This is a genomic window from Sphingobium sp. TomMM35A, assembly GCF_054771735.1.
On record NZ_BSRC01000002.1, the window covers coordinates 731456 to 754904 of the forward strand.

At 63.9% G+C, this 23449-nt stretch carries 16 protein-coding genes; 12 read left to right on the forward strand and 4 right to left on the reverse strand.

Going from position 1 to position 23449, the window contains the following annotated elements; translation table 11 throughout:
* The first annotated feature begins 1 nt into the window (after position 1).
* Genes ACYU8T_RS16355 through ACYU8T_RS16365 form a run of 3 tightly spaced genes read left to right on the forward strand, consistent with a single transcriptional unit; the run spans position 2 to position 6197 of the window.
* Entirely contained in the window at positions 2-1840 is a 1839-nt protein-coding gene (locus ACYU8T_RS16355; RefSeq protein WP_461160312.1) for a hypothetical protein, read from the forward strand.
* Positions 1840-5844, forward strand: a complete 4005-nt coding sequence (locus tag ACYU8T_RS16360; protein ID WP_461160313.1) for an LVIVD repeat-containing protein — start codon at positions 1840-1842, stop codon at positions 5842-5844. Before ACYU8T_RS16355 ends, ACYU8T_RS16360 begins: the two co-directional genes overlap by 1 nt.
* A gap of 47 nt (positions 5845-5891) precedes the next feature.
* A complete protein-coding gene (locus tag ACYU8T_RS16365) occupies positions 5892-6197 on the forward strand; it encodes a YdeI/OmpD-associated family protein (RefSeq protein ID WP_201516352.1) in 306 nt (101 codons plus the stop codon).
* A gap of 8 nt (positions 6198-6205) precedes the next feature.
* Here the strand turns inward: ACYU8T_RS16365 and ACYU8T_RS16370 are convergent, their stop codons facing one another.
* Genes ACYU8T_RS16370 through ACYU8T_RS16385 form a run of 4 tightly spaced genes read right to left on the reverse strand, consistent with a single transcriptional unit; the run spans position 6206 to position 12217 of the window.
* Positions 6206-7054 (reverse strand): metallophosphoesterase, encoded by an 849-nt coding sequence (locus tag ACYU8T_RS16370; RefSeq protein ID WP_461160314.1) that lies wholly within the window; start codon positions 7052-7054, stop codon positions 6206-6208.
* Between the two features lie 2 nt (positions 7055-7056).
* The gene (locus tag ACYU8T_RS16375) at positions 7057-8856 is read right to left on the reverse strand and encodes a cytochrome c3 family protein (RefSeq protein WP_461160315.1); all 1800 of its coding nucleotides are present in this window, start codon (positions 8854-8856) and stop codon (positions 7057-7059) included.
* A gap of 8 nt (positions 8857-8864) precedes the next feature.
* Positions 8865-9740 carry a hypothetical protein gene (locus ACYU8T_RS16380; protein ID WP_461160316.1) on the reverse strand — a complete coding sequence of 292 codons (876 nt, stop codon included), beginning with the start codon at positions 9738-9740 and terminating at the stop codon, positions 8865-8867.
* The gene (locus ACYU8T_RS16385) at positions 9740-12217 is read right to left on the reverse strand and encodes a cyclic nucleotide-binding domain-containing protein (protein WP_461160405.1); all 2478 of its coding nucleotides are present in this window, start codon (positions 12215-12217) and stop codon (positions 9740-9742) included. The genes ACYU8T_RS16380 and ACYU8T_RS16385 overlap by 1 nt, the downstream gene beginning before the upstream one ends.
* A 190-nt stretch (positions 12218-12407) precedes the next feature.
* On the opposite strand from ACYU8T_RS16385, the gene ACYU8T_RS16390 reads away from it, so the two are divergent.
* From ACYU8T_RS16390 to ACYU8T_RS16430, 9 genes are all read left to right on the forward strand, one after another.
* Positions 12408-13343 carry a tetratricopeptide repeat protein gene (locus ACYU8T_RS16390; protein WP_461160317.1) on the forward strand — a complete coding sequence of 312 codons (936 nt, stop codon included), beginning with the start codon at positions 12408-12410 and terminating at the stop codon, positions 13341-13343.
* Positions 13344-13556: 213 nt separating this feature from the next.
* A complete protein-coding gene (locus tag ACYU8T_RS16395; RefSeq protein ID WP_097093006.1) occupies positions 13557-14330 on the forward strand; it encodes a nucleotidyltransferase family protein in 774 nt (257 codons plus the stop codon).
* Positions 14314-15057, forward strand: coding sequence for a metallophosphoesterase family protein (locus tag ACYU8T_RS16400; protein WP_247230175.1), 744 nt, complete (start codon positions 14314-14316; stop codon positions 15055-15057). Before ACYU8T_RS16395 ends, ACYU8T_RS16400 begins: the two co-directional genes overlap by 17 nt.
* 168 nt (positions 15058-15225) lie before the next feature.
* Positions 15226-16899: a ShlB/FhaC/HecB family hemolysin secretion/activation protein gene (locus tag ACYU8T_RS16405; protein WP_461160318.1), complete on the forward strand. Its 1674-nt coding sequence runs from the start codon at positions 15226-15228 to the stop codon at positions 16897-16899.
* A gap of 36 nt (positions 16900-16935) precedes the next feature.
* Positions 16936-17496, forward strand: coding sequence for a 2OG-Fe(II) oxygenase (locus tag ACYU8T_RS16410; protein WP_461160319.1), 561 nt, complete (start codon positions 16936-16938; stop codon positions 17494-17496).
* A gap of 1175 nt (positions 17497-18671) precedes the next feature.
* Positions 18672-19586 carry a hypothetical protein gene (locus tag ACYU8T_RS16415; RefSeq protein WP_461160320.1) on the forward strand — a complete coding sequence of 305 codons (915 nt, stop codon included), beginning with the start codon at positions 18672-18674 and terminating at the stop codon, positions 19584-19586.
* A 126-nt stretch (positions 19587-19712) separates the two neighbouring features.
* Positions 19713-21038, forward strand: coding sequence for a bifunctional diguanylate cyclase/phosphodiesterase (locus tag ACYU8T_RS16420; RefSeq protein ID WP_461160321.1), 1326 nt, complete (start codon positions 19713-19715; stop codon positions 21036-21038).
* Positions 21038-22081 carry a ParB/RepB/Spo0J family partition protein gene (locus ACYU8T_RS16425; RefSeq protein WP_461160322.1) on the forward strand — a complete coding sequence of 348 codons (1044 nt, stop codon included), beginning with the start codon at positions 21038-21040 and terminating at the stop codon, positions 22079-22081. Before ACYU8T_RS16420 ends, ACYU8T_RS16425 begins: the two co-directional genes overlap by 1 nt.
* Before the next feature lie 240 nt (positions 22082-22321).
* Positions 22322-23401, forward strand: a complete 1080-nt coding sequence (locus tag ACYU8T_RS16430) for a Rieske 2Fe-2S domain-containing protein (protein WP_461160323.1) — start codon at positions 22322-22324, stop codon at positions 23399-23401.
* Positions 23402-23449 lie beyond the last annotated feature (48 nt).

Consider the following 23449-nt stretch of genomic DNA (forward strand, 5'->3'; position numbering starts at 1 on the left):
GATGGGGGTCGCCGCCTTCCTGCCGCTCTTCGCGCTGGCGCAGCCGGGCGAGCCCGTGCCGCCGCCGCCGCCCGACAATTGGGAAGAGATATTGAATGCGCCGGAGGTTGGCGCGGACGATCAGTCGATAGAAGGCCGCCGCAGGCCGGGCTATGAAGCCCCGCTGCCCGAAGCGGTGACGCAGGACAATCCGGGCGCAGTGCGCGCGCCGCCGCCCGAGGCTTTCCCGGTCGATCAGGTGCCGATCCCGGATCGCTGGCGGCTGATCGAATCTCTCGGCATGGTCAAGGAGCGCTGGTTCGATCCCTACGGACAGAATACGCTTAAGGGCGACCGGCCGATCAACCGTGAAAAGGTGAAGTGGCTGCCGATCAAGGGCGATGACTGGTTCTTCGTCGCCAATGCGGTGAGCGACACGGTGATAGAGCCGCGCACCTTTCCCATTCCCGTGGGCGTGCAGACGACCGAGCGGCCGGGCAGCATCGATGTGTTCGGCAAGGATGCCAGCTATGTGCTGAGCCAGACCTTCATCGGCGGCGTGGCGCTCATCAAGGGATCGACCGCCTTCAAGCCGCCGGAGATCGAATATCGGCTGACGCTGGCCTACAACATCAATCATGTGAATGTGCCCGAACGGCGGGTGCTGTTCGTCGAGCCGTCCAAACCATCGCGCCGCACAGATCATTTCCTTGGCGTGCAGGAGCTGTTCGTCGATTATCACCTGGCGAACACATCGGATCGCTACGACTTCCGCTCGATCCGCGTCGGCATCCAGCCCTTTCAGTCGGACTTTCGCGGCTTCCTGTTCAACGACCAGCAGCTTGGCATCCGGCTGTTCGGCAACCGCGACAATAACCGCTTTCAGTTCAACCTCGCGGCCTTCTGGCGGTTGGAAAAGGACACGAATAGTGGCCTCAACAGCGTTGTGCAGTCCCCCCGGCGCGATTGGGTGTTCCTGGCGAACCTCTATCGGCAGGATTTCCTGATCCCCGGCCTCACCAGCCAGATCACCGCCGTTTACAATATGAACCGCGAGGCGGAGCGGACCGAGGTTGATGACAATGGCTTTCCGGTGCGGCCCGCCCTGCTGGGCGATCTACGCGGCCGGGATTATGATGTCGTCTATCTGGGTTACAACGCTGACGGGCGGATCGGGCGGATCAACCTGACGGCTTCGGTGTACGGGGCCTTGGGAGAGGATCGAAACAGTTTCTTTACGTCGAAGCCTGCGCAGATCAGGGCCTTTTTCGCTGCTGCCGAGGCGAGCATCGACAAGGATTGGATGCGCTTCCGTCTGTCGGGGCTCTATGCCAGCGGCGATGGCGATCCTTATGACGATCGCGAAAACGGCTTCGACGCGATTTTCGAGAACCCCATCTTTGCGGGCGCGGACACCAGCTATTGGATCAGGCAGACAATCCCCTTCGCCGGCGGCGGGCGGGCCATCGGCATCAACGGGCGCAACGGCATATTGAATTCGCTGCGATCCTCGAAGGAGCAGGGCCAGTCCAATTTCAACAATCCCGGCACGATGCTGCTGAGCGCTGGCGCGGATTTCGATATTCTGCCTGAACTGCGATTGTCGGCCAACGCCAACCATCTCTGGTTCCAGAATACGGCGACCCTGCAGGCTTTGCGCAATGAAGGAAGCATTCCCAAGGCGATCGGCTGGGACCTGTCCACCGCCGCGATCTGGCGGCCGCATGCGACGCAGAATATCGTCTTTCGCCTGTCGGGCGCGACCCTGCTGCCGGGCGCGGGCTTTCGCGACCTTTTCACCAATAGCGAGCGCAACCGGAACTATTATTCGGTGCTCGGCAACCTGATCCTGAGTTATTGATGCGGCCGATCTTTGCCTTTCTGTTGCTGATGCTCGCCGCACTCACGGTGCCGGTCGTCGTGTTGCACGCGTCCGATGCGGAAAAGCCGGTCGAACGGGTCTATCCCAGGACGCCCCCCGCGCCGATGAGCCAGACAGCCGATCAGGTCGCGGCTAAATCGGAAGGCTGCTACAGCTGCCATACCAAGACTGACGAACCGTCGATGCATGCCACCCCAGCGGTGATGCTGGGCTGCGTCGATTGCCATGGCGGCGATGCGACCGTGCGGGGCGATCCGGCCCATGGCTTCGACGATCCCGCCTATGTCGCGGCGCGGGACAAGGCGCACGTCCTGCCGCGTTATCCGGGTAGCTGGCACTATCCATCCTCGGCAAATCCCAAGCGGACTTACACGCTGCTGAACCGGGAAGCGCCCGAGTTCGTGCGCTTCGTCAATCCCAGCGACTATCGCGTGGCGCGCGAGGCTTGCGGGTCGTGCCACATGCAGACGATCGAGGCGGCGGAGCGCTCCCTGATGGCATCCGGCGCGATGCTGTGGGGCGGGGCGGCCTATAATAATGGCATCGTGCCTTACAAAAACTACATCTTCGGCGAGGCTTACACCAGGGATGGAAAGCCCGCGAAGATCATATCGCCGGGCTCCCCTCCGGGTACGCTGACCGCCGAGCAGAAAGCGCGCGGCGCGCTGGCCGAACTCTATCCGCTCCCCAATTGGCAGGTGACGCCGCCGGGCGACGTGTTCCGCGTGTTCGAGCGCGGCGGGCGCAACATCGCTACCCAATTTCCTGAAATCGGCCTGCCCAACCCGACCGGATCGATCCAGCGGCTGGAGGAGCCGGGCCGACCCGACCTCAAGCAGTCGAGCCGTGGGCCGGGCACCGGCCTGCGCGTCGCCATCCCCGTGCTGAACCTGCACAAGACGCGCCTAAACGACCCCTATATGTGGTTCATGGGGACCAATGATCAGCCCGGCGACTATCGCCATTCGGGCTGCTCGGGATGCCATGTCGTCTATGCCAACGACCGGGAACCGCGCCACAGCCTGATCTACGCGCAATATGGCCGCGACGGGCAGACGGCGACCATCGATCCGACGATCGCGAACAAGATAGCGCATGCCGAGGACGCCGGGCATCAAAAGGGCGGACACGGTGCGCTAAAAGGCGCGCACGGCGTAGAGGCGCCCAATCACCCCGTCGCGGCGGTCAAGGAAAGCGGACACCCGATCCGCCACACCTTCACCCGCGCCATCCCGACCGCGCAGTGCATGAACTGCCACATGCATCAGCCCAATATCTTCCTGAACAGCTATCTGGGCTACACCATGTGGGACTATGAGTCCGACGCAGGCCTGATGTGGCCGGAAAAGCAGAAATACCCGACGGCTGCCGAAACGCACCAGACGCTGGAACGCAATCCCGAAGGCGCTGGCCCGCGCGGCAAATGGTCGAACCTCGACTTCCTGCGCAACGTCTATGACCTCAATGACAAGGCGAAGGATACGCAGTTCGCCGATTATCACGGCCATGGCTGGAACTTCCGCGGCGTCTTCAAGCGCGATCGGGAGGGTAATCTGCTCGACGCCGACGGAAAGATCGTGCCGAACGACGATCCGGAGAAGTGGCGGAAGAAAGGCGAGGGCAAGTTCGTTCAGCCCGGCGTCAATCCCGGCAAGTCGGTCCACCTCATGGACATCCATGCCGAAAAGGGCCTGCAATGCGCCGATTGCCATTTCGCGCAGGACAGCCATGGCAATGGCTTCATCTATGGCGAGGTTGCGAACGCGATCGAGATCGGCTGCAAGGATTGCCACGGCACCGCCGACGCCTATCCGACGCTGCTGACATCCGGACCGGCCGCGCCGCCCAAGGGCACCAACCTGGCGCTGCTGCGCAATCCGGACGGCAAGCGCCGGTTCGAATGGTATTATGACGCGAGCGGGCGGCGCAAGTTGATCCAGCGGTCGATCGTCGATCCTGCCCTGGAATGGGAAGTGTCGCTGGTGAAGGACAGCGTCGATTCCACCAATCCACATTTCAACGCCAAGGCGGCGCGCGCCAAGCTGATGAGCCGATCGGGCGCGGAAGATGGCAGCTTCGCCTTCGGCCCGGGCTTGGCGAAGGCGGACCGGGCGCATGGCGATGACAACATGGCCTGCTTCACCTGTCACTTGAGCTGGACCACCAGTTGCGGCGGCTGCCACTTGCCGATCGAGGCGAACTGGAAGACCTCGCTCCACCATTATGATGGCGAGGAGACGCGCAACTTCGCGACCTATAATCCGCAGGTGGCGCGCGATGAAATGTTCCAGCTTGGCAAGCATATGACGACCAAGGGGAATGCGACCGCGCCGGTGCGGTCGACGTCCGCGCTGGTGCTGTCATCGACCAACATCAACCGCGAACGCATCTATATCCAGCAGCCGCCCGTGTCGGGCATCGGCTTTTCAAGCCAAGCCTTCGCCCCGCATTTCCCCCATACGGTGCGCAAAACAGAGACGAAGACTTGTTCCGACTGCCACCTGTCGGCGAAGGACGACAACAACGCGATCATGTCGCAGTTGATGCTGCTCGGCACCAATTTCGTGAACTTCGTTGGCCTCAATGCCTGGACGGGTCTGGAAGGCGGGTTCGAAGCGATCCGTGTCACCGAATGGGACGAACCACAGGCGGTGATCGGCAGCTATCTTCAGAAATATGCCTATCCCGATTATTGGAAGCTGCATGTCGAGCAGAATGGGCGCGAGCTGAAGAATTGGGTTCGCGGCAAGTTCTTCGACAAGAAGGCTTCCGGCGAGAGCCAAGCCGTCGAGGAATTCCGCAATGTCGTGAAGGGCACGCGCGATCGCGTCGGCTGCCTGCAATTGCGCGGCGAATATATGTATGTTGCGGAGGGCAAGGGCGGCTTCCGCGTCTATGACGTCGCATCGATCGCCAACAAGGGCTTTTCCGAACCGATCCTCAGCGGACCCTTCTCGAAGCTCGGCCATAATACGGGCGTGGCGTCGAAGAACGCGACCTGCATGGCACTGCCCACGAACCAACCCATAAACCCGCTGCGCAGCACCAAGGAATTGCGCGAGATCAATCAGGAACAGCCGTTCCTTCCGATCTACAGCTATGCGGCCGTGACCGACAGCATCGAAGGGCTGATCATGGTCAACATCGAGACCATGGCCGACGGCGAATTCCGCAACAATTTCCTGAAACGCGCCGTCACCTGGAACCCTGATGGCGTGCTGAACGGGGCGCGGCATATCCAGCTGGCGGGGCAGATCGCCTATATCACGGCGGATGCGGGGCTGGTGGTGGTGGACCTTGCCGATCCGCTGCATCCGCGCCTTGCTGCCGTCCGGCCGATGAAGAATGCGCGCGCGAGCGCCATTCAGTTCCGCTACCTGTGGGTGACGGATGCCGATGGACTGAAGCTGTTCGACGTGACGAAGCTGACGGATCCCGTGGCGGTGCCATCTGCCACCGTTCCGCTGAAGGACGCGCGCCGCATCTATCTGGCGCGCACCTATGCCTATGTCGCGGCGAAGGCCGAAGGGCTGGCCATCGTCAACATCACCAATCCGCTCCGGCCGAGCGTCTATGCCAAGGAGACGTTCGGCGGGCAGATGACGGACGTGGAGGATGTGATCGTCGCCACCACCAATGCCTCCCTCTTCGCCTATGTCGCGGACGGGCGGAACGGCATGAAGGTGATCCAGCTGACCAGCCCGGCAAGCCAGCCCAATTTCTACGGATTCTCCCCCGCGCCCAAGCCCGAACTTATCGCCTGGGCACGGACGTCAACGCCCGCCGTCGCGCTGTCCAAGGGCCTTGACCGCGACCGTGCGGTAGACGAAACCGGCGGACAGATCGCGGTGTTCGGGCGGCTGGGCTCGCGGCCTTTCACCCGCAGCGAAATGGAACGGCTGTTCCTGACCTCGAAGGGCATACCCTACAAGGTCAGCGACGATGTCGATATGAAGGCGTGGCGGCCGCCATTGTTGCGGTGAGGGACGTTTTCCGCTGATCTTGGTGGGACGGTTGCACGGAGCATTTCATGACCGAGGCCATTTTCCACGGCACTGTGCATGAAGCAGGTGAAGATTTGCAGGCGGCGTTACGGGCGGAGCCGGAGGTGCTGGCATTGTGGCAGGCGCTGACGCCGCTGGGCCGTAACGAGTTCATCTGCTGGATCGAAGACGCCAAACAGGCAAAGACGCGCGCGCGGCGTATTGATCGGACGCGCGAGGAATTGCTGGAAGGAAAGAAGCGGCCCTGTTGCTGGGCGGGCTGCGTCCATCGGACCGACAAGGCGCCCGGTAAATGGCAGCAGGCGGTACTTATCGACAAGAAGAAGGGATAAGCCCCGCCTTAAGCGGGCCGCTCATCCATCAGGATCCGCACTAGCGGCTGCATCTTTTCATCAAACTTCGCCAGCGTCGCGCGTTCGCCAGCCGTTTCGAAATGGGTGACGATGCCAGCGCCCGTCCATAGGTGGAGGGCATAGGCGGGAGCATCGGCGACGATCATGGGGCGATCGTCAGGCTGCCCGGTGTCCATGGGGCGCAGGTCCAGCGCGAGTTGCGGCGCGGTCGAGGAGCAGATGGCGACGGTCGTGCCCTGCCATGGCGCGGCGATGGTGCGGTGGAGATGCCCGCAGAGGATGGCGGCGATGTTGGGGCGGCCCGCGATGGTTGCGGCGAAGCGCTGCACCCATGGCTCGTCGGGATGGGTGTTCATCCAATCGATGCCTGCCTCAATCGGCGGGTGGTGCATGACGATCAGGGTGGGGGTGTGTGCGTCTTCGTCGAGCCGGGCGGCCAGCCAGGCGGCGCGGACTTCGCAGAAAGCGCCGCCATGGCGGCCGGGTTCGAGCGTGTCGAGAATGATGATGCGGCGGCCCTCGCTTGCCACCACATAATGGACGAAGCCTTCGTCTTGCGGGACCTTCGGGAAATGTCGGCCGAAATTGGCGCGGTCGTCATGATTGCCCATCGCCGGCCACACGGGGAAGGGGCACTGACTGAACGCTTCTGCCAGGCGGCGATAGCTGTCGGCATCGCCATATTCGGTAAGGTCGCCGGTGGCGAGCAGCAGATCGGGGCGGTTGGGGCCGTCGATCAGCGCACGAAGCACCTGGTCAAGCCGCTGGCGATTGAATTCGCCCGGATTGTCGCGGTCGAAACCCAGATGGATGTCGGTAACCTGCGCGATCAGCATGGCTAGTCCTTCTCCCTCGTGGCCCGATCTTCCTTGATTGTCGCCCGGACAGGCGTCCATGGCGCGCCATCGCCGACATGATAGCTGTGGCACATGGCGCAGCTCGATGGCACGGGCGCTTTCGACTTCTCCCCGCCATGGCAGGTGCGGCAACTGTCGATGCCCGGCAGAAGCAGCTGGCGCGCGTCGTTGCTCTTCGCCGCGGCGTGGCAGCTTTCGCAGGTCTCGGTGCTGTGGGCCTTATGATCGAACCAGCCGTTCATCATGTAGCGCATCGGCTGGTTGACCGGCGTGACGCTCCAGCTGGCACTGCCGTTCGCGCCGGGCGGGGTGACGATATGGCAGTCATAGCAGGCGCCGCCCTTTGAAAAGACGGCGCGGATCGCGTCGCCCGCGCGGGAGGGGCGCGCCGCCTGAGCGCCGAAATAGGCGTGATACACGCGGCCCTGTGCATAATCACCGGGACGGCGGCGAGCCATGCCGCTCAAGCCGATCGGCTGGGTGGGCGCGGTCGAGCGGTAATAGGCGCGCAGGTCTGCGATCACCTGATCGGGCTGCCCGTGGCGCAGAGTCCGCACCGTGCCCCCGATCTTTTCGAAGGCCAGACTGTGGCAGGATTGGCAATCGCGCTCCATGTCCACGGGCAGGAATCGTACGCCGTCTGCCGTTGGGCGATGGCAATCCTTGCAGGCGAGCGCGTCGCCATAGCCGCCCACCGTGCGCGCCATGCGAGCGACGCCGCCGGTCTGCGACAGGTGAGTGTCGTGCGGGAATTTGAGGCCGCTATCGTCCATCGGCTTGGTGTCGAGTGAGGCTCGGGTGAAGCTCGGCTTCTTACCGGGATTATATTGGACCAGCGCCGTGAATTGCGGATGTGCGGTCCCGAAATCCCCTGCATCGGCGAGCTTCGTGTCCTTCAGCCGATCCTTCAGACTGCCATGGCAATCGGTGCAGAAAGCCTGGGGCGTCGGCTGCATGGGGCCAGCGCCTTCATGCTCGCGGTGACAATCGACGCAGGCACCTTCCGGGGGTTTGCCGAAGGTCGAGGCGACGAGGTTCAGGAACTTGCCGCCGATGCCGGGTTCCGTGCGCGCCATGGCGATGCGGGCGGCCGGAGCATGGTCATGCACCGATGTGTGGCATGTCTGACAGGCAGAATCGCGGACGGAAACGAACGCCTTTTGATGGCAGGTCTCGCATTTGCCTTCCAGCGCGTGGTGCGCCTGGCTCAACGGGCCGGAGGACCAGGCCCCATCCCCCTTAATATTGTCGCCCTTCACGCTGTAGATGTTGCGCATGTCGTCGGCAGGCCGGGTGGCATAACTGTAGATCGGAACGGCGAGGAAGCCGATCAGGATGGCGAGGACGAGGCCCCATGCGGTTAGTCGCTTAGGCGGGGCAAGCCGCGCGAGGGAGAAGACGCGAGCCTCCTCCTTTTCCTCCGAGGCTTCCGAAACGGCATCGACGCGGCGGATGGTGAGGACGGTTGCGCCATCTTCCTGTGACACAGTGATGCGATGCCCGCCGAAGCGCAATTCCGCGCCTTTGCTGACGTCGATGTCGGCCCTGCGGGTGGTGCGGCCCTCTATCTCGAAGCCGAGCGTGCCGGTCGCGCGCACCCGGACCGTGCGGGCGTCCAATTGTTCGATGCGCGCGTGATCGGGCTCCAACGCGAGGTCGGGCAGGTGGATGTCGCTCGTCGATGCACGGCCGAGCACCAGCTGCGGCTTGTCGAGCGTCGCACTGCGGACGATCTCGCGGCTATCTGCGGTCAGGCTGATCTGGCGGACTGTGAAGCTCATCTGCGCGCTCACCAGTAGAAGAAGACGCTGACGATGTGCGCGGTCAGCGCGGCGAGCAGGGCGAAGGTCGCCGGGACATGGACATAGAGCCAGACCTCCAGCAACGCCTTCAGCCGCAGATGCCGACGGAGACGCGCGAGCATCGCCTGCTTGCGCTCGAGCAGTGCGTCGATCCTTTCCAAGGGCTCCTCGCCGGTATCCGGATGATCGCCGGTCCAATGGCGCAATGCCGCCTGCGCGGCGGCAGTAGCGCAGCGCGGGTAGCGGCCGGAAAGCCGCGCGATCAGGCTGCCGCCGAACGGATCGTCATCCAGCGACTGGCGGACCAGACTGGCCTGGGCCTGGGGCAGCGGTTGCGCGGCATCATGCAGCTGCCGGTCGATGGCGCGGACCGCTTCGAGCATCTGCACCTGCGTCATTTCCGCGCGGTTGTTGCTGAGCGCGGTGGGGAGCGTCGCATAGACGATGATGCCGAACAGACCTGACAGGATCACCAGCATCATCAGGACATAGGCCAGCGTATGGACGTTCCAGCCCAGCTGAAAGCCCGTATGCAGCGTGCCGATGACGATCAGGCTCAAACCCAGATAGACATGCGCGCTGGTCCAGGCCTTGAGTGACCAGCGGCCGCGCGTCATGGCCCTCTTGCGCAGGCCGAGCAGCGTCAGCCACAGGATCAGGCCGACGCCGATCGTCCCCAGCATATAGCCGTACCAGCTCCCGCCATTATGGCGCGGCGTTATGTCGATCATCAGATAGCTGGCGATAACGAGCAGGCAGAGAAGGCCAGCGATCTTCAGCCAGCGGAAATTGGCGTGACGCAGGAAGCCGTCATGCAGGACTTCGCCTTTGATGCGGCGAGCGGAGGGTGCGCGGGTGGCCATCAGTTCGCTTGCCCATCAAGGCGGGCGACAGTGAGAAAATCCTCTGGCGACACGCGAATGGCGGCGCCAGTGGGGCAGGCGCGGACGCAGGCGGGACCGCCGTCAATGCCGGAACACATGTCGCACTTGATCGCCTTCTTGGGCTTTTCGACACCGGGCTCGGCATGTTTGTAGCGCCATTTCTTCGACGGCTCGCCGGGCCCGGGCCCTGCGCCGAAGAACATCCAGCTGAGCAGGCCCGGCTTCTTGGGCGGCACGCTGTCCATGCGGATCACGCCATAGGGGCAGTTGCGCTGGCAATTGCCGCAGCCGATGCAGGTCTCGTCGATGAAGACCTCCCCATCCGGGCCGCGATGGATGGCGTTGGGCGGGCAATCGGCCATGCAATGCGGATGCTCGCAATGGCGACAGCTGGTCGGCACATGGAGATGGGCGTAGGTGCGCCCGGCTTCCCGGTCGAGGCGGGACAGGCCTTCATGACTGTCTGCGCACGCCTTTTCGCAATTGTTGCAGCCGACGCACAGATGCTCGTCGATCAACAGCACGTCGGTGGCTTCGCCAATGCCGTTGTCGACCAGGAATTTTGCCGTCTCCGAATACATGTCGACGACAGTGGAGAAGCTGTCCTTACGGCTTTCGATGAAGGCGTTAACGTCCTGCCGCGCAGCCATGTCCTTGCGGGCGCGCTCCAGCAGTGCGGGCTTGGCGGCCATCAGCCGGGCGAAGGCGTCGCCGTTCAGCTTGATGACTTCGGACTTGACCGTGGCCTTGACCGTGGCGGTGCGGGGCCCGCCCGCGATCAGCGCCATTTCGCCGACATAGGACCCAGCGGGAAGGTAAGAGAGGAAGACTTGTCTGCCGCCGATCTTCTTCTCCACGATCATGGAGCCGACGCGGATCACATAAATGTCGTTGCCCAGCTCGCCTTCTGTCAGGATGGCTTCGCCTGCCTTGACGGTCTGGATTTCGGCCGTGTCGAGCACTTCGGCGAGATCAGCGGGCGTGAGGCCAGCGCCGAACATCTGGAGCAGCTGCCGCTCGGTCGAAATGCGGGTGATGGCGCGCTTGGCGGGCGGGTTGGAAGACATGAGCTTCAGCGCCGCCGTCCGCGACACTTCCACCATGATCGAGTCCGTCCCCGCGCGCACCGTTGAGCCGCGGCGACGGCCGGAAATCAGGCCGACCTCGCCGAAGATCAATCCCGCCTCGATCGGCACGTTGGTGCCGGGGCCGACCTCCACCAGCGCCTGGCCCCCAGCGATGCCGAAAAGCGATGAGCCGGGGTCATGCTTTTCGAAGATCACTTCGCCTGCGCGGTAGGCGCGGACTTCGCTGTCCAGCATGAACTCGCGCATCTGGAGCGGCGACAAGCCTTCGAGGATGGACACGTTGGTGCGCAGAAACTCCAGCCATTCCGCGACCGAGCGCTTTTCCGGCAACCCGGCGAATTTCGCGGCGAGAATGGGTTCGTCGGCAGGCTTCAGGTCACGATTGCCGTTGATATATTCGACAACGTCATAGCCCTGGTTCATGCAGTGCTTGATCAGCGGATAGCCCGCCAGAGCGCCGATGACGAAGATGCCGGGCGCGGTGCTTTCGAACACCGGCGAGAGTTTGGGAAAAGCCAAGCGGTCGCTGCTGGCAAATTCGACGCCGCAGCTTTCCACGAACGCGCGCGGCGGGGCGGAGCCCATGCGGGCGATGATGCGGTCGCATGGCACCTTCACTTCGCCGTCGCGGCTGTCGAGCGTGATGAAGCCGGGCTCGATCTTCGCCGTGGTCGATTCAGTCATGATCGAAAGGCGTCCGGCTTCGGCGGCCGCCATCAGCGCCTTGACGTTGGCGGGCTTCGCGCTGGCGAACTCCGTTCCCCTGTTGAGGATGGTGACGACATTCCCCTGCGCCTCGTCGGCGGCGAGGCCCATGGCGTTTTCGATCCCCGCGTCCCCGGTGCCGACGACGAAAATATGTTCGTCATTATAATCGGCGGGATCGTCCAGCTGATATTGCACATGCGGCAGGTCGGCGCCCGGAACCCGCATCAAATTGGGATTGCCCTGCGTCCCAATCGCCATGATCACCGCATCGGCGATGATTTCGCGCCCGTCCGTCAGTGTCAGTCGGTAGGGCGGGGCGAGGCGCTGGATTTCCTTCGTGTCGGTCGTGCCGTCGCGCTTGCGCGCCACGATCTTCTGTACGCTGCCCGGGATCGGATCGCCGGTGCCGGTGATCGCCTTCACCTCGGCATTATAGGCGATGTTGATACCCTGCGCGGCGGCCTGCTCGTTCCAGCGGCCCAGGATCGCTTCCCGCTTGCCAGCGTCGAAGTCGAAATCGGAACGCAGCACGAGCTGGCTGGGCGTCGCCATCACATGCTTGCCCTTCTGATATTTGAAGATCGTGTCGGACAGATGGTCCGTCTTTTCGATCAGAAGATGCGGGATACCCAGCTGCGCCGCGCGCGCGGCCGCGCTCATCCCCGCCGGTCCCGACCCGACGATCGCGATACGCACGCGGTCAGTCACTTATGTCCCCCCTCTTGCGAGATCACCCGCAGCCCCGGCCATGCCCCTGCCGGTTTATGATGCGCGGATCAAGTCTTTGGGCACTCTATCAATTCCGCTGCGTCACGCTAGAGAGCAGTTGGTGATTATCGGGGGTGGTTGAGTGGCGAAGCTGAGCGTGGGGCGAGTGGCTCTGATCGGGGCGGCCGGGCTGGCGATCGTGTCGGTCGGCTATAATGTCTGGCGCGACCGGCCGCAGGAAAAGGAAAGCGCCGCTTCCGCCCCCTTCGCGTCGGCCGGGCAGCAGCCCTCCGATCCGGAAAGCGTCATCCGTGGTCTTCAGGAGCGCGTTGGCGCCAATCCCAACGATGCGGAAGGCTGGCAGATGCTCGGCTGGGCCTATTTCGAGAGCAGCCGTCATGCCGACGCCGCCCGCGCTTATCGCCGCGCCGTCAAGCTGGCCCCGGATAATGCGACATTCTGGTCATCGCTTGGTGAAGCGCTGGTGATGGCGAGCGAACACGACCCGATGCCGCGGGAGGCCGCGGATGCCTTCGGTAAGGCCGTGAAGCTCGATCCCAAGGAGCCGCGCGCCCGCTATTTCCTCGCTGTCCGCAAGGACCTTGCCAAGGATCATGAAGGCGCAATCCGCGACTGGCTGGCGCTGCTTGCCGACACCCCGCCCGGCGCGCCGTGGGAAGCCGACTTGCGGCGGACGATCGAGCAGGTCGGCAAGATCAACGGCATCGACGTCAAGGACCGTCTGGCAGCGGTAAAGCCCACTGCGCCGCATCCGCCCATCGGATCGGTCGCCACAGCAGCGATCCCCGGGCCAAGCCGCGAGCAGATGCAAGCCGCCGCGCAACTCCCCAAGGGGCAGCAGGACGCGATGGTCGAAAACATGGTGTCGGGGCTAGAAGCCAAGCTCAAGGCCAATCCCGCCAATGTCGACGGCTGGATCATGCTGATGCGCAGCCGCATGATGCTGGGCGAAACGGCAAAGGCACAGGCGGCCTATCAGGCCGCGCGGAAAGCCAATCCCGCGCAGGCCGGAAGGCTGCGCGATGAGGCAAGGCTGCTGGCGGTGCCAGGGATTTAAGGAGGGATAACTCCCCCTCCCGCAAGCGGGAGGGGGCTGGGGGGTGGGCTAGCGCAAGGTCGCTGTTAAAGGCTCAGGCAAAAGCTCGCTTCGCTCACACCCACCCCTTAACCCCTTCCGCCTGCGGGAGGGGAACTGTTTCAAATGCTAACCCGGGATCATCCCGCCTCCTGTCGCGGAACACTCGCCCCCTTCGCCCGTTGCCTTCCTGAAATGACAGCAGACCCAGCGATCTTCGATCCGCCGCCCGATTCAGTGGCCTTCTACACCGAAAGCCTCCAGCATCTGGTGGAATCCGGCATCCCCTTCATGCTTTCGGGCACCTATGCCTTGGGCTGCCACACCGGCATCGTGCGGCCGACAAAGGATCTCGACGTCTTTTGCAAGGCAGGCGACGCTCCGCGCATCCTCTCCTATTTCAAGCATCTCGGACATGAAGTCGAGTTCGAGGATGAGCGCTGGATCGGCAAGGTCTGGCGCGGCAACAACTTCTTCGACGTGATCTACAATATCTCTTCCGCCAGTGTTCCGGTGACAGAGGAATGGTTTCGCGCCGAAGATCATGCCGAAGTTTACGGCACCACCGTCCGCATCACCCCGCCGACTGAGTTCATCCTGTCGAAGATCTTCATTCAGGACCGCTATCGCTATGACGGCGCCGATGTCGTCCATGTCATCCTGCGCCAGCATGAGCGGATCAACTGGCAATGGCTGCTCGACACGATGGAGCTGCACTGGGAATTGCTGCTGATCCATCTGCTCAACTTCCGCTTCATCTATCCCACGGAGCGGCATTGCATCCCGCTATGGCTGTTCGAGGAACTGTTGGGCCGCTTGCAGACGCGGGCGGAATTGCCGGTGCCCAATATCCGCGTATGCCGCGGACGGCTTCTGTCCCCGCGCGACTATCTGATCGACATCACCGAATGGGGCTTCGCCGATGTGGTCGGCAAAGGCCTTGAGGAGAGCCATGACCGCAACAAATGAACCCACCCGTCATGAAGGACTGACACTCGCCGCGATCGGCGACCTGCATGTCACCGACACGTCAGAGCATCGCTACCGCGCGATGTTCGAGGAGATTTCAGAAAAGGCCGACATATTGGCGCTCTGCGGCGACCTCACCAATTTCGGCAAGACGCGCGAGGCGGAAATATTGGCCGAGGATCTGCGCGCCTGCACCATCCCCACCGTCGCCGTTCTCGGCAATCACGATTATGAATGCGGCCAGCCCGAAGAAGTCGCCCGCATCCTGCACGGCGCGGGCGTCACCGTGCTCGATGACCAGGCGGTGGAGATAAAGGGCGTCGGCTTTGCCGGGGTGAAAGGCTTTGTCGGCGGCTTTGGCCGTGGCGAACTGGGCGCGTTCGGGGAAAAGGGCATCAAGACCTTCGTCGAGGAAGCGATCAACGAGGCGCGTAAGCTCGAAAACGCCCTGCGCTCGCTGCGGACCGACCGCTGCGTGGCGGTTCTCCACTATGCGCCGGTCGTCGATACGGTGGAGGGAGAGCCGCCCGAAATCTTCCCTTTCCTCGGCTCCTCGCGGCTGGCGGAGGCGATCGACCGTTTCGACAATGTCCGTTTCGCCGTGCACGGCCACGCGCATCGCGGCGCGTTCGAAGGGCGCACCCCACGCGGCGTCCCGGTTTATAATTGCGCGCAATTTGTCGTGTCGGAGCGTTTTGACCGCCCCTACGCCCTGATCGCGCTCTGAACGCCGCCACGATCGCGCCGATCCGGTCGCAATTGACGCTTGCACCGGTCTGGAATGGGCAAGAATGCACCAAATCGGTTATGGTTTGGGAGCAATTCGCAACGACATTGCCCTAGGCCTGACGCCTGACAAGCGCCGTCATCCACGGCGCAGGGCGGCGTGGGGCAGATGGATTTCAAAGGGGCTTTGGCTGGGCTGAAGGCGATCGCGGCGGCGGCAACGCTGCTCACAGCCTGCTTTCCCGCCGCCGCGCAGATGGCCGGTGCGGGGGACGGCGCGTCCGCTCCGCTGATCGACCGGGATCGGCAGGATCGCGTGCAGCCCAGCATCGCGCCCGCGCCTCCCGCCACGCTCGCCCCACCTGCGCCCGCCGTCGCGCCCGCCGCCAGCCCGGCCAGTAGCATCATGCTGACACGCGTCCATTATATGGGCGCATCGCTCCCTATGACGCATCTCGACAAGGCAGTCGCTCCCCTGATCGGGCGGCCGCTGACCCGGGAAACACTTCAGGCCGTGGCGAAGGCGGTGGGCGACGCCTATGCGCGCAGCGGCATCGCCTTCTATTCCGTATCCATCCCCGCGCAGGTCCCCGCAGGCGGCCAACTGATCGTGAAGATCGTCGAGGGGCGGGTAAAGGAATATCGGCTGGCGGGCATGTCCCCCAGCATGCCGGTCCGCTTGATCGAAGTCCAGATGCGGCGGGTGAAGCGCGACGCGCCGCTGCGCAAAGCCACACTGGAACGCGCCCTGGGCCTGCTGCGCGACATTCCCGGCCAGACCGTCGAAGCACGCGTCCGCCCGGGTGCGGGCGAGGGCGACCTGATCCTCGACCTCATCATCAAGCGCAAGCAGCTGGAAATCGGCGTCCTTATCGACAACAGCGCGGTCAACAATGTCATCGACGGTGTTCAGGCGCAGTTGACCCTGACCGCCAACGGCATTCTGCGCGAAGGGGACAGCACGCGCATCTCGGGCTATCTGCCCTTCTATCCCGAGCGTTATCAATTTTATTCGCTAAGCCACGCAACCCCGATCGGCAGCAACGGCACCACCCTGTCGGCCAATATCGCCCATATGAAAAGCCGCGTCCGCGACCGGCCGATCGAAGGCGAAGCGACGCTGGCTGGCGTCACGATCAGCCATGCGCTGGTCCGCTCCAACAAGACGAACCTCACCATCAATGCCTCGATCGACGGGATCGACAGCAGCAATTATTTCCTCGACGTCCGCTTCGGCGATTACCGTTCCCGTGCGGTGCGGCTCGGCGCATCCTGGTCGCATTCCGATCAGACGCAGGGGCAGGCGCTGTCCGCCGTCGCCAGCCGTGGCATCGGCCTGTTGGGCGCGCGCGCCTTCACTGGCTTTTCGGAAAAAATCTTCACCAAGGTCAATGTGCAGGCCGTGGTCGTGCGAAGCCTGTCCAAGCGTGTTGCAGTCAAACTCAACGCGAGGGCGCAATATTCGCGGGACCAGCTGCCCTCGACCGAACGCTTTTCGCTGGGCGGCACCGGCGCGGGCATGGCCTTCCCGATCGGCATCCGCGCGGCTGAAAAGGCGGTGGCGGGCTCCGCCGAGCTAAGCTGGACGCCCGTGCGCACCGGTATTTTGCAGAAGACGACGCTTTTCGCCTATGCCGATGGCACGGCGGCCCATGCGGTCGCGCGGCCCTTTTACCGTCTTCCTGCCGAAAATTTTTCGCTCGCATCCGCTGGCGGCGGAGTTCGGATCGGCATCGGCAATCAATGGCGGGCGAGCGTGGAAATGGCTGTGCCGGTAAAGCGCGTCGACAGCGCGGATCCCCGCCGCGCGCGCGTCTTCTTCGGGATCGGCCGCGCCTTCTGATCCCTTTTTGCGTGTACGCAAAGGAAAGATGAAAACATGAACAATGTGTGGGAAGTGTGGCCGTCCGCGCTGACGGCCGCGGAGTGCGACGCCATCGTCAAACGGGCGGACTTCTATGCCGACCAATCCGCCACTGTGGGTTTCGAGGACAGCCGCCGCAGCGATCACGCCTATCGCTCCTCCATCATCCGCTGGTTCGATCCATTGCGGGAAAAGGACATTGTCGATCGGCTGATGCAATTTGTCGGCGCATCCAACCGCACCAATTTCGGTGTCGACATCGTCGCTCCCTATGAAGTGCAGTTCACCGAATATCACGCCACCCAGCATGGCAAATATGACTGGCATCAAGATGTGTGGCTGGAATCTTCCCGCCCCTTCGACCGCAAATTGTCGGTGGTGGTGCAACTGTCCGATCCAGAAGACTATGAAGGTGGAGCGTTCGAATTCTTCTGCGTGGCGCAACCCGCCGCCACCTTCGCCCCGCGCGGCAGCATGCTGATCTTTCCATCCTTCCTGCAACATCGCGTGCTGCCCGTGACGGCAGGGCTGCGCCGGAGCCTCGTGACTTGGATTGAAGGGCCACGCTGGCGTTAATGCCGATTGGTATCGCCACGCACCCGGGTCGACGGAACATCCCCCTCTCCCCTTTAGGGGTCGGCCAGAGGCACGTGACTCTAGCCGAGGTGCCGAGCGCAGCGAAGGCGGGAGAGGGGACCGTAACAGGCGATCGTCGCTCCCCTCTCCCCAACCTCTCCCCTAAAGGGGAGAGGGAGAAGGTCCCCCTAAAAGCCCGTTATTTCTAGCCCCAAGTCCGAACACAAATCGAACCATAATGGACAAACCCCAAAAACACCCCGACTTCCCCATCTTGCGCATAAGAAAACAGCCCAACCCAAATTTCCCCAACCTAACCAGCCAATCCCGACGCGCAAACCGCAATCGCAAGCTCTTTGCGTATCCCATCCCGCGCTTCCCCGACTGTTCCTTCGCACCTCCCCCCACCCAAAGCCCGATGTCACCAGATCGGTGATTTTAGAAGAAGCCGTAAGGGAATGCCGTGCTTAGCCTTGTGGCCTTGCGATGATGTTCGCATTGAACAGGGAGGTTCTAGCATGTCTTTGGTTGGGCCAGCGCGGTCAGGGCGGCGTCTGCTGCTTTGCGCCACGGCGATTCCGCTTTTCCTACTTGGCGCCTGCTCCGATGGCGTGGGCTTCAGCGTCCGTACGGCAGGAGGCAAGACGCCCTCCGGCCCGTCGGGTCCGACCAGCCCCAGCGGGCCAACTGGTCCAAGCGGCCCCGGTGGTCCGAGTGGTCCAAGTGGCCCTGATGGCCCTAGCGGTCCTGGTGGCCCGAGCGGACCAGGCGGTCCCGCTGGCCCGAATGGCCCGAATGGCCGAACTGGCCCCGGAGGCCCCAGCGGTCCAGATGGACCTTCCGGCCCGAGCGGACCCACTGGACCGGGCGGCCCTACCGGCCCGACAGGCCCCAACGGCCCCACAGGTCCCGGCGGTCCTTCAGGCCCCGGAGGCCCAACTGGCCCCACCGGTCCAGGAGGCCCTACCGGCCCGACAGGCCCCAACGGCCCCACAGGTCCCGGCGGTCCTTCAGGCCCCGGAGGCCCAACTGGCCCCACCGGTCCAGGAGGTCCAACCGGTCCCACTGGCCCCGGCGGCCCGACCGGAACCAGCGATGGCGCACTGATCGGCGTCAATCTGGGCGGCCAGCTGGTCGCCGGTCCCACCGGCCCCGGATCTCTCGTCGGCGTAAATGTGCTGACTGATCAGCCGAACGCCACCGGCAACCTCGCGACGGTCGGCCTGCTGAATGGCGATGGTACGGTCGTGGACGTGGCCCTGCCCACCACGGTCGGCGGCGTTCAGCAGGGACTGGCGCCCGTCGGCACGCTTGCCGGAACGCTGCTCGGCGATCAGGTGGGCGGCACCGTCACTCAAGTGACCGACGGTCTCGCGCCGGTGGTGGCGACGGTGACGTCCGCCGCTACTCAGGTGACGGCGCCGTTGCTCGACACGGTGAACGGCGCGCTGGCGCCGGTCACGGGGGCGCTCGTCGGCGATGGCGGTGCGCTCGCTCCCGTAACCGGCCTGGTCGAAACGGTCGCAGGCGGGTTGACGGGCGTGCTGGGGGGAGCAGGCGGAACGCCGGGCGGCCTGCTCGGCGGACCCCTGATCGGGACAAATGTCGGGGGTCAGGCGGTGCCCGGCCCGACCACCAGTGACACGCTGGTCGGCGTCAATCTGCTGCCGTCCGTGACCGCTCCGGCGCAGGGGCAGCTGCTGACCGCCGAAGTCCTGACGCAGGGGACGATCGTCGATGTGGCAGTGCCGACCACCGCCGCAGGGGTGGAGGCCGGACTTGCGCCGGTCGGCAATCTCGTCGGCGGCGTTCTGGGCGCTGAAGCGGGCGCCGCGGTCGATCAGGTCGTGACCGCTGCCGCGCCGGTCGTCGCCACCGTCACCTCGACCGTCGACAGCGTCGTCTCGCCAGTGCTCGACGCCGTCAACGGCCTTGCCCCGGCACTCCCCACCGGCAGCGGCAGCACGGGCGGCGGATCACTGCTTGCGCCAGTGACAGGCCTGCTCGGCGGCGTGGCCGCCCCGTCCACGGGCGGTCAGGGCCCCGCCGCTCCGGTAACGGGCCTGCTCGGCGGTCTGCTCGGCCGCTGACCCTTTGCCTCCCCCGCGCACCCACCGGCACGGGGGAGGGGGGTGAGGAGGCGGCAGGCCCGCCTCCTCCTCATCTTATCCTGTCTGGCACTTTGCAAGCTGGTCCCGCGAAAGGATTCGCCCTTGATGGAGCTCCATCAGGCCGAGCATCTGCTCATCATCAGCCTCAACAATTTTCATGCCATCGAAGCTGCCTATGGCCCGGATGCCGCTCGCGCCGCCATCGATCATCTTTGCCATCGAGCTCGCCAGCACCTGGGCCGCATCGGCCTGCGCAGCGCCGACGGCAGCCGGATCATGCTGACCGCGCGCTATCCGCTCATGCAGAGCCTGCCCGTCGAGCGGCTGGTTGAGAAGCTGTGCGAAGCGATCGATGGCGAACGCTTCCGGTACAATGGTTGCGACATATTGCTTTCGGTGTCGGCCGGGCAGGCCTTTGTCGGCGAACATCTGGGCCGTGCACAGGAAATGGAGGCGAGCGCCCGGCTCGCCGCCTCCACATTGCGGCAATTGCAGATCGTCGTCCGCCGGGGGGAAGGCGTCGCCCTCTACCGGCGCGATATGGAGCAGGCGGCCGCACTCCTGCGCTGGGTGCAGGATGGGGAGGCCGTCCTGAGCTGGCGCCCGGTATCCCGCCCGCGCGATGGCAGCACCATCCTCTATTATGAAGCGATGCTGCGCCGCGTCGGCGAAAATGGCGAGCAGATGGATTGCGCCGCCAACTACGCGGCGCTCGAACGCCTCGGCCTCCCCCATCTGCTCGATCGCTTGCTGGTACGCGACGTGATCCGTGAACTGGAGGCGGACCCGGCTGCCTGCTTGTCGGTCGCCGTCTCCCCGCACAGCCTGTCGAGCAACCTGCATGGCCAGGGTGCAGGCTGGACGGACCTGATCGACCGTTTGAGACGGGAGCCCAGCCTTGCACGCCGCTTGGTGATCGAGATTGGCGACAATAGCGGCATCGCCTGTTTTCGCGACGCGCTCGCCTTCGTCCGGACCTTGCGCGGTCTTGGCGTGCGGATTTCGGTCGCCCGCTTCGGCTCCGGCCAAGCTTCCATCGGGCAGCTGATGGCCCTGTCGCCCGATGTCGTGAAGCTGGACAGCCCCTTCATGCGCACCGCCTATGAATCGGAACGCAACCGGCTGCGCGTCGGCCATCTTCTCGGCCTGGCCCGCACCATGAGTTCCACCGTGATCGTCGATGGCGTGGACTCGCCATGGCACCTCCATATCGCCGCTGAAGAAGGGGCGGAGTGGGTGACGGGCTCGCACCTCGGCCGCCCAAGCGCACGGCGCGGCTGGACGAAGGGCGACCGCGTCATGTCGCTAAGCACGTTCACCAGCGCCCTGCATCATCGCCAGTTCAGCGAAAAACCGGCGCGCCACGTGGCACAGAGTCTTCTTTGCGTGCACGCAACGCGCGCCACTTCCACCATTTCGGATTCGGTCTGATGAGCCAGGCAGCCGAAACGCCGCTAGACAATCGCCAGCAATGGAGGAAAGGCCGCATGGCGGGATTGATACGCGACATCATGGCGACGCTGTCCCGCGACAATGGCGCAGCCCGCCCGGCCGCCGAACTGGAAGCGCTCAGCCGCCTCGATGATCGCTTGACCAGCTTTGCCGGGGACAGGATAGACAGCCGCGCACCGATGCTCATCCGCCCCGCCGACTGCGTGGTATGGGACGGCAACCCCCGGGATCAGCCGGGCCTCAACCCCGACAGTTGCCGGTCGCTGATAGAATCCATCGCGGCCGAAGGCGGCAACCGCATCCCTGTGCTCGTGCGGCTGAACCCGCAGGCGTCGGAACAACCCTATCAGCTGCTGGTCGGCAGCAGGCGGCGCTTCGCCATCGATTGGCTGAACCATAACGGCCGTCCGGAACTGCGCCTCAACGCGCTGGTCGTCGAATTGTCGGACGAGGAAGCCTTCCGTCTCGCCGACATAGAAAATCGGGAACGCGCCGATATTTGCGAACTGGACCGGGCGCGCAGCTATCAGCAGGCGGTCGATCGCTTCTATGGCGGTGTCCAGTCGCGCATGGCCGAGGCGCTGGGCCTGTCGAACAGCCAGCTCAGCCGCCTTCTTGCCCTTGCCCAACTGCCCGAAGAGGTGATCCAGGCCTTCGCCACGAAGGAGGAGCTGAAGGTCCGCTATTCCGAACTGCTGACGCCGCTCTTGCGCAGGCATGAGCAAAGGGCCGACCTAATCGCCGAAGCGCGGATCATCGCGCAGGAGCAGCAGGCGCGCGCCGCCGGCAACGGATCGATGCTGGCGTCCGCAACGGTCCTGTCCCGGCTGCGTCAGGCGGCGGCGCGGCGGCCCATGGAAAGCAGCGACATGGAGATCATGGCTGGCGGCGACCGCATAGGCCGGGCACGCGTAACCAAGGGCGGCGTCGTGCTGGATCTCACCATAGCGAGCGACGCCGATCTCGACCTCTTGTTCGCGCATGTGCGAGAAGCCATATTGGCCGCGCGCGCCCTGGCATGACCAAGGCGTCCGTCGGAGATTTGCGTGCACGCAAATCCCGGACGTGGACGCGCATGGGCTTGTTCATTGCGGAGCATTAAGGGCAGGTTCAAGCTTATCGGCGATAAGTAACTTGCACGGCCGAACGGCTTTGCGTAAATTATATGGCATCAGTTAAATCGGCTGGGCTGATCGCCATATGGTTCATATGGGCGACCGGCCCGTCCTGCTACGCCAGGTAGCGAATGAGAGGATCAAGCAATGGCGACATCGTCGGACTATCGTCTGGGAGAATTCACCTTTCCGCGTGGCTGGTTCATGGTGGGTGAGAGCGCCGAGGCGACGAGCAGCCCCAAGGCGATGCGCTATCTTGGCCAGGACATGGTGATGTACCGTGGCGAGAGCGGCCAGGTCTATGTGACGGAGGCTTATTGCCCGCACATGGGCGCGCATCTGGCGAAGAACACGACGAGCTACATCGTGCGCGACGGCGAGCAGGTGGTGGGCGATTCGATCCGCTGCCCCTTCCATGGCTGGCAGTTCGGCCCTGACGGCGCGTGCAAGAACATCCCCTATTCCGACTTCGTGCCCAAGGCGGCGAAGCTCAAGACCTTCCCGGTGGTGGAGCGCGCAGGCACGATCTGGATCTGGCATGATCCCGAAGCGCTGGAACCCAATTTCGACCTGCCCGATTTCGGCGGCCATTATGATGCGCCGGGCTGGGTCAACTGGAAGATCGACTTCATGGGCGATCTCGACATCCACCCGATCGAGGTGGTCGACAACATGGCTGATTTCGGCCATTTCATCCCGATCCATGGCGCAAAGGACTTCGTCTACTTCGCCAATGAGTTCAAGGATCATATCGTCCATCAATATTATGCCGCCGGACACCGCACGCTGGTGCAGAACCCGGAAGACGTGCTGACGCTCGACACCTGGTATACCGGCCCCTCGATCCTCCAATCGGAGATGGAAGGGACATTCGACAGCTTCATCCTCATCACCCACACGCCGATCGAGGATGGCAAGATCCGCGTCTGGCATGGCCTGATGGTGCAGGTGAATGACGGCTCCGCGCCCGTCACCGACGAACTGCGCGCCGCAGCCCTCGAATATCAGGAAGGCAGCCGCCTTGCCTTTGCCCAGGATGTCGAGATCTGGCAGAACAAGAAAGCTTGTTTGAACCCGCTCGTCATCCCCAATGACGGCCCCTATGGCAAGGTCCGCACCTGGTACAAGCAGTTCTACAATCCCCGCGGCAAGACCCCCGACCTGCACAAGCGCACCAACGGCATGCATGTCACACTCGACAAGCGCAGTTCCACGCAGGCGGCATAAGGTCGGAATATCCAGCGCCGCCGGAAAGGCTGGCCTATGGTCGGGCCG

Excerpts from the sequence above, each read along its gene's own strand:
- ACYU8T_RS16355 (WP_461160312.1), top strand. The coding sequence starts at position 2 with ATGGGGGTCGCCGCCTTCCTGCCGCTCTTCGCGCTGGCGCAGCCGGGC.
- ACYU8T_RS16385 (WP_461160405.1), bottom strand. The coding sequence starts at position 12,217 with ATGAGCGCGGCCGCGCGCGCGGCGCAGCTGGGTATCCCGCATCTTCTG.
- ACYU8T_RS16430 (WP_461160323.1), top strand. The coding sequence starts at position 22,322 with ATGGCGACATCGTCGGACTATCGTCTGGGAGAATTCACCTTTCCGCGT.
- ACYU8T_RS16400 (WP_247230175.1), top strand. The coding sequence starts at position 14,314 with ATGACCGCAACAAATGAACCCACCCGTCATGAAGGACTGACACTCGCC.
- ACYU8T_RS16405 (WP_461160318.1), top strand. The coding sequence starts at position 15,226 with ATGGATTTCAAAGGGGCTTTGGCTGGGCTGAAGGCGATCGCGGCGGCG.
- ACYU8T_RS16425 (WP_461160322.1), top strand. The coding sequence starts at position 21,038 with ATGAGCCAGGCAGCCGAAACGCCGCTAGACAATCGCCAGCAATGGAGG.
- ACYU8T_RS16370 (WP_461160314.1), bottom strand. The coding sequence starts at position 7,054 with ATGCTGATCGCGCAGGTTACCGACATCCATCTGGGTTTCGACCGCGAC.
- ACYU8T_RS16365 (WP_201516352.1), top strand. The coding sequence starts at position 5,892 with ATGACCGAGGCCATTTTCCACGGCACTGTGCATGAAGCAGGTGAAGAT.
- ACYU8T_RS16380 (WP_461160316.1), bottom strand. The coding sequence starts at position 9,740 with ATGGCCACCCGCGCACCCTCCGCTCGCCGCATCAAAGGCGAAGTCCTG.
- ACYU8T_RS16410 (WP_461160319.1), top strand. The coding sequence starts at position 16,936 with ATGAACAATGTGTGGGAAGTGTGGCCGTCCGCGCTGACGGCCGCGGAG.
- ACYU8T_RS16420 (WP_461160321.1), top strand. The coding sequence starts at position 19,713 with ATGGAGCTCCATCAGGCCGAGCATCTGCTCATCATCAGCCTCAACAAT.
- ACYU8T_RS16375 (WP_461160315.1), bottom strand. The coding sequence starts at position 8,856 with ATGAGCTTCACAGTCCGCCAGATCAGCCTGACCGCAGATAGCCGCGAG.
- ACYU8T_RS16360 (WP_461160313.1), top strand. The coding sequence starts at position 1,840 with ATGCGGCCGATCTTTGCCTTTCTGTTGCTGATGCTCGCCGCACTCACG.
- ACYU8T_RS16395 (WP_097093006.1), top strand. The coding sequence starts at position 13,557 with ATGACAGCAGACCCAGCGATCTTCGATCCGCCGCCCGATTCAGTGGCC.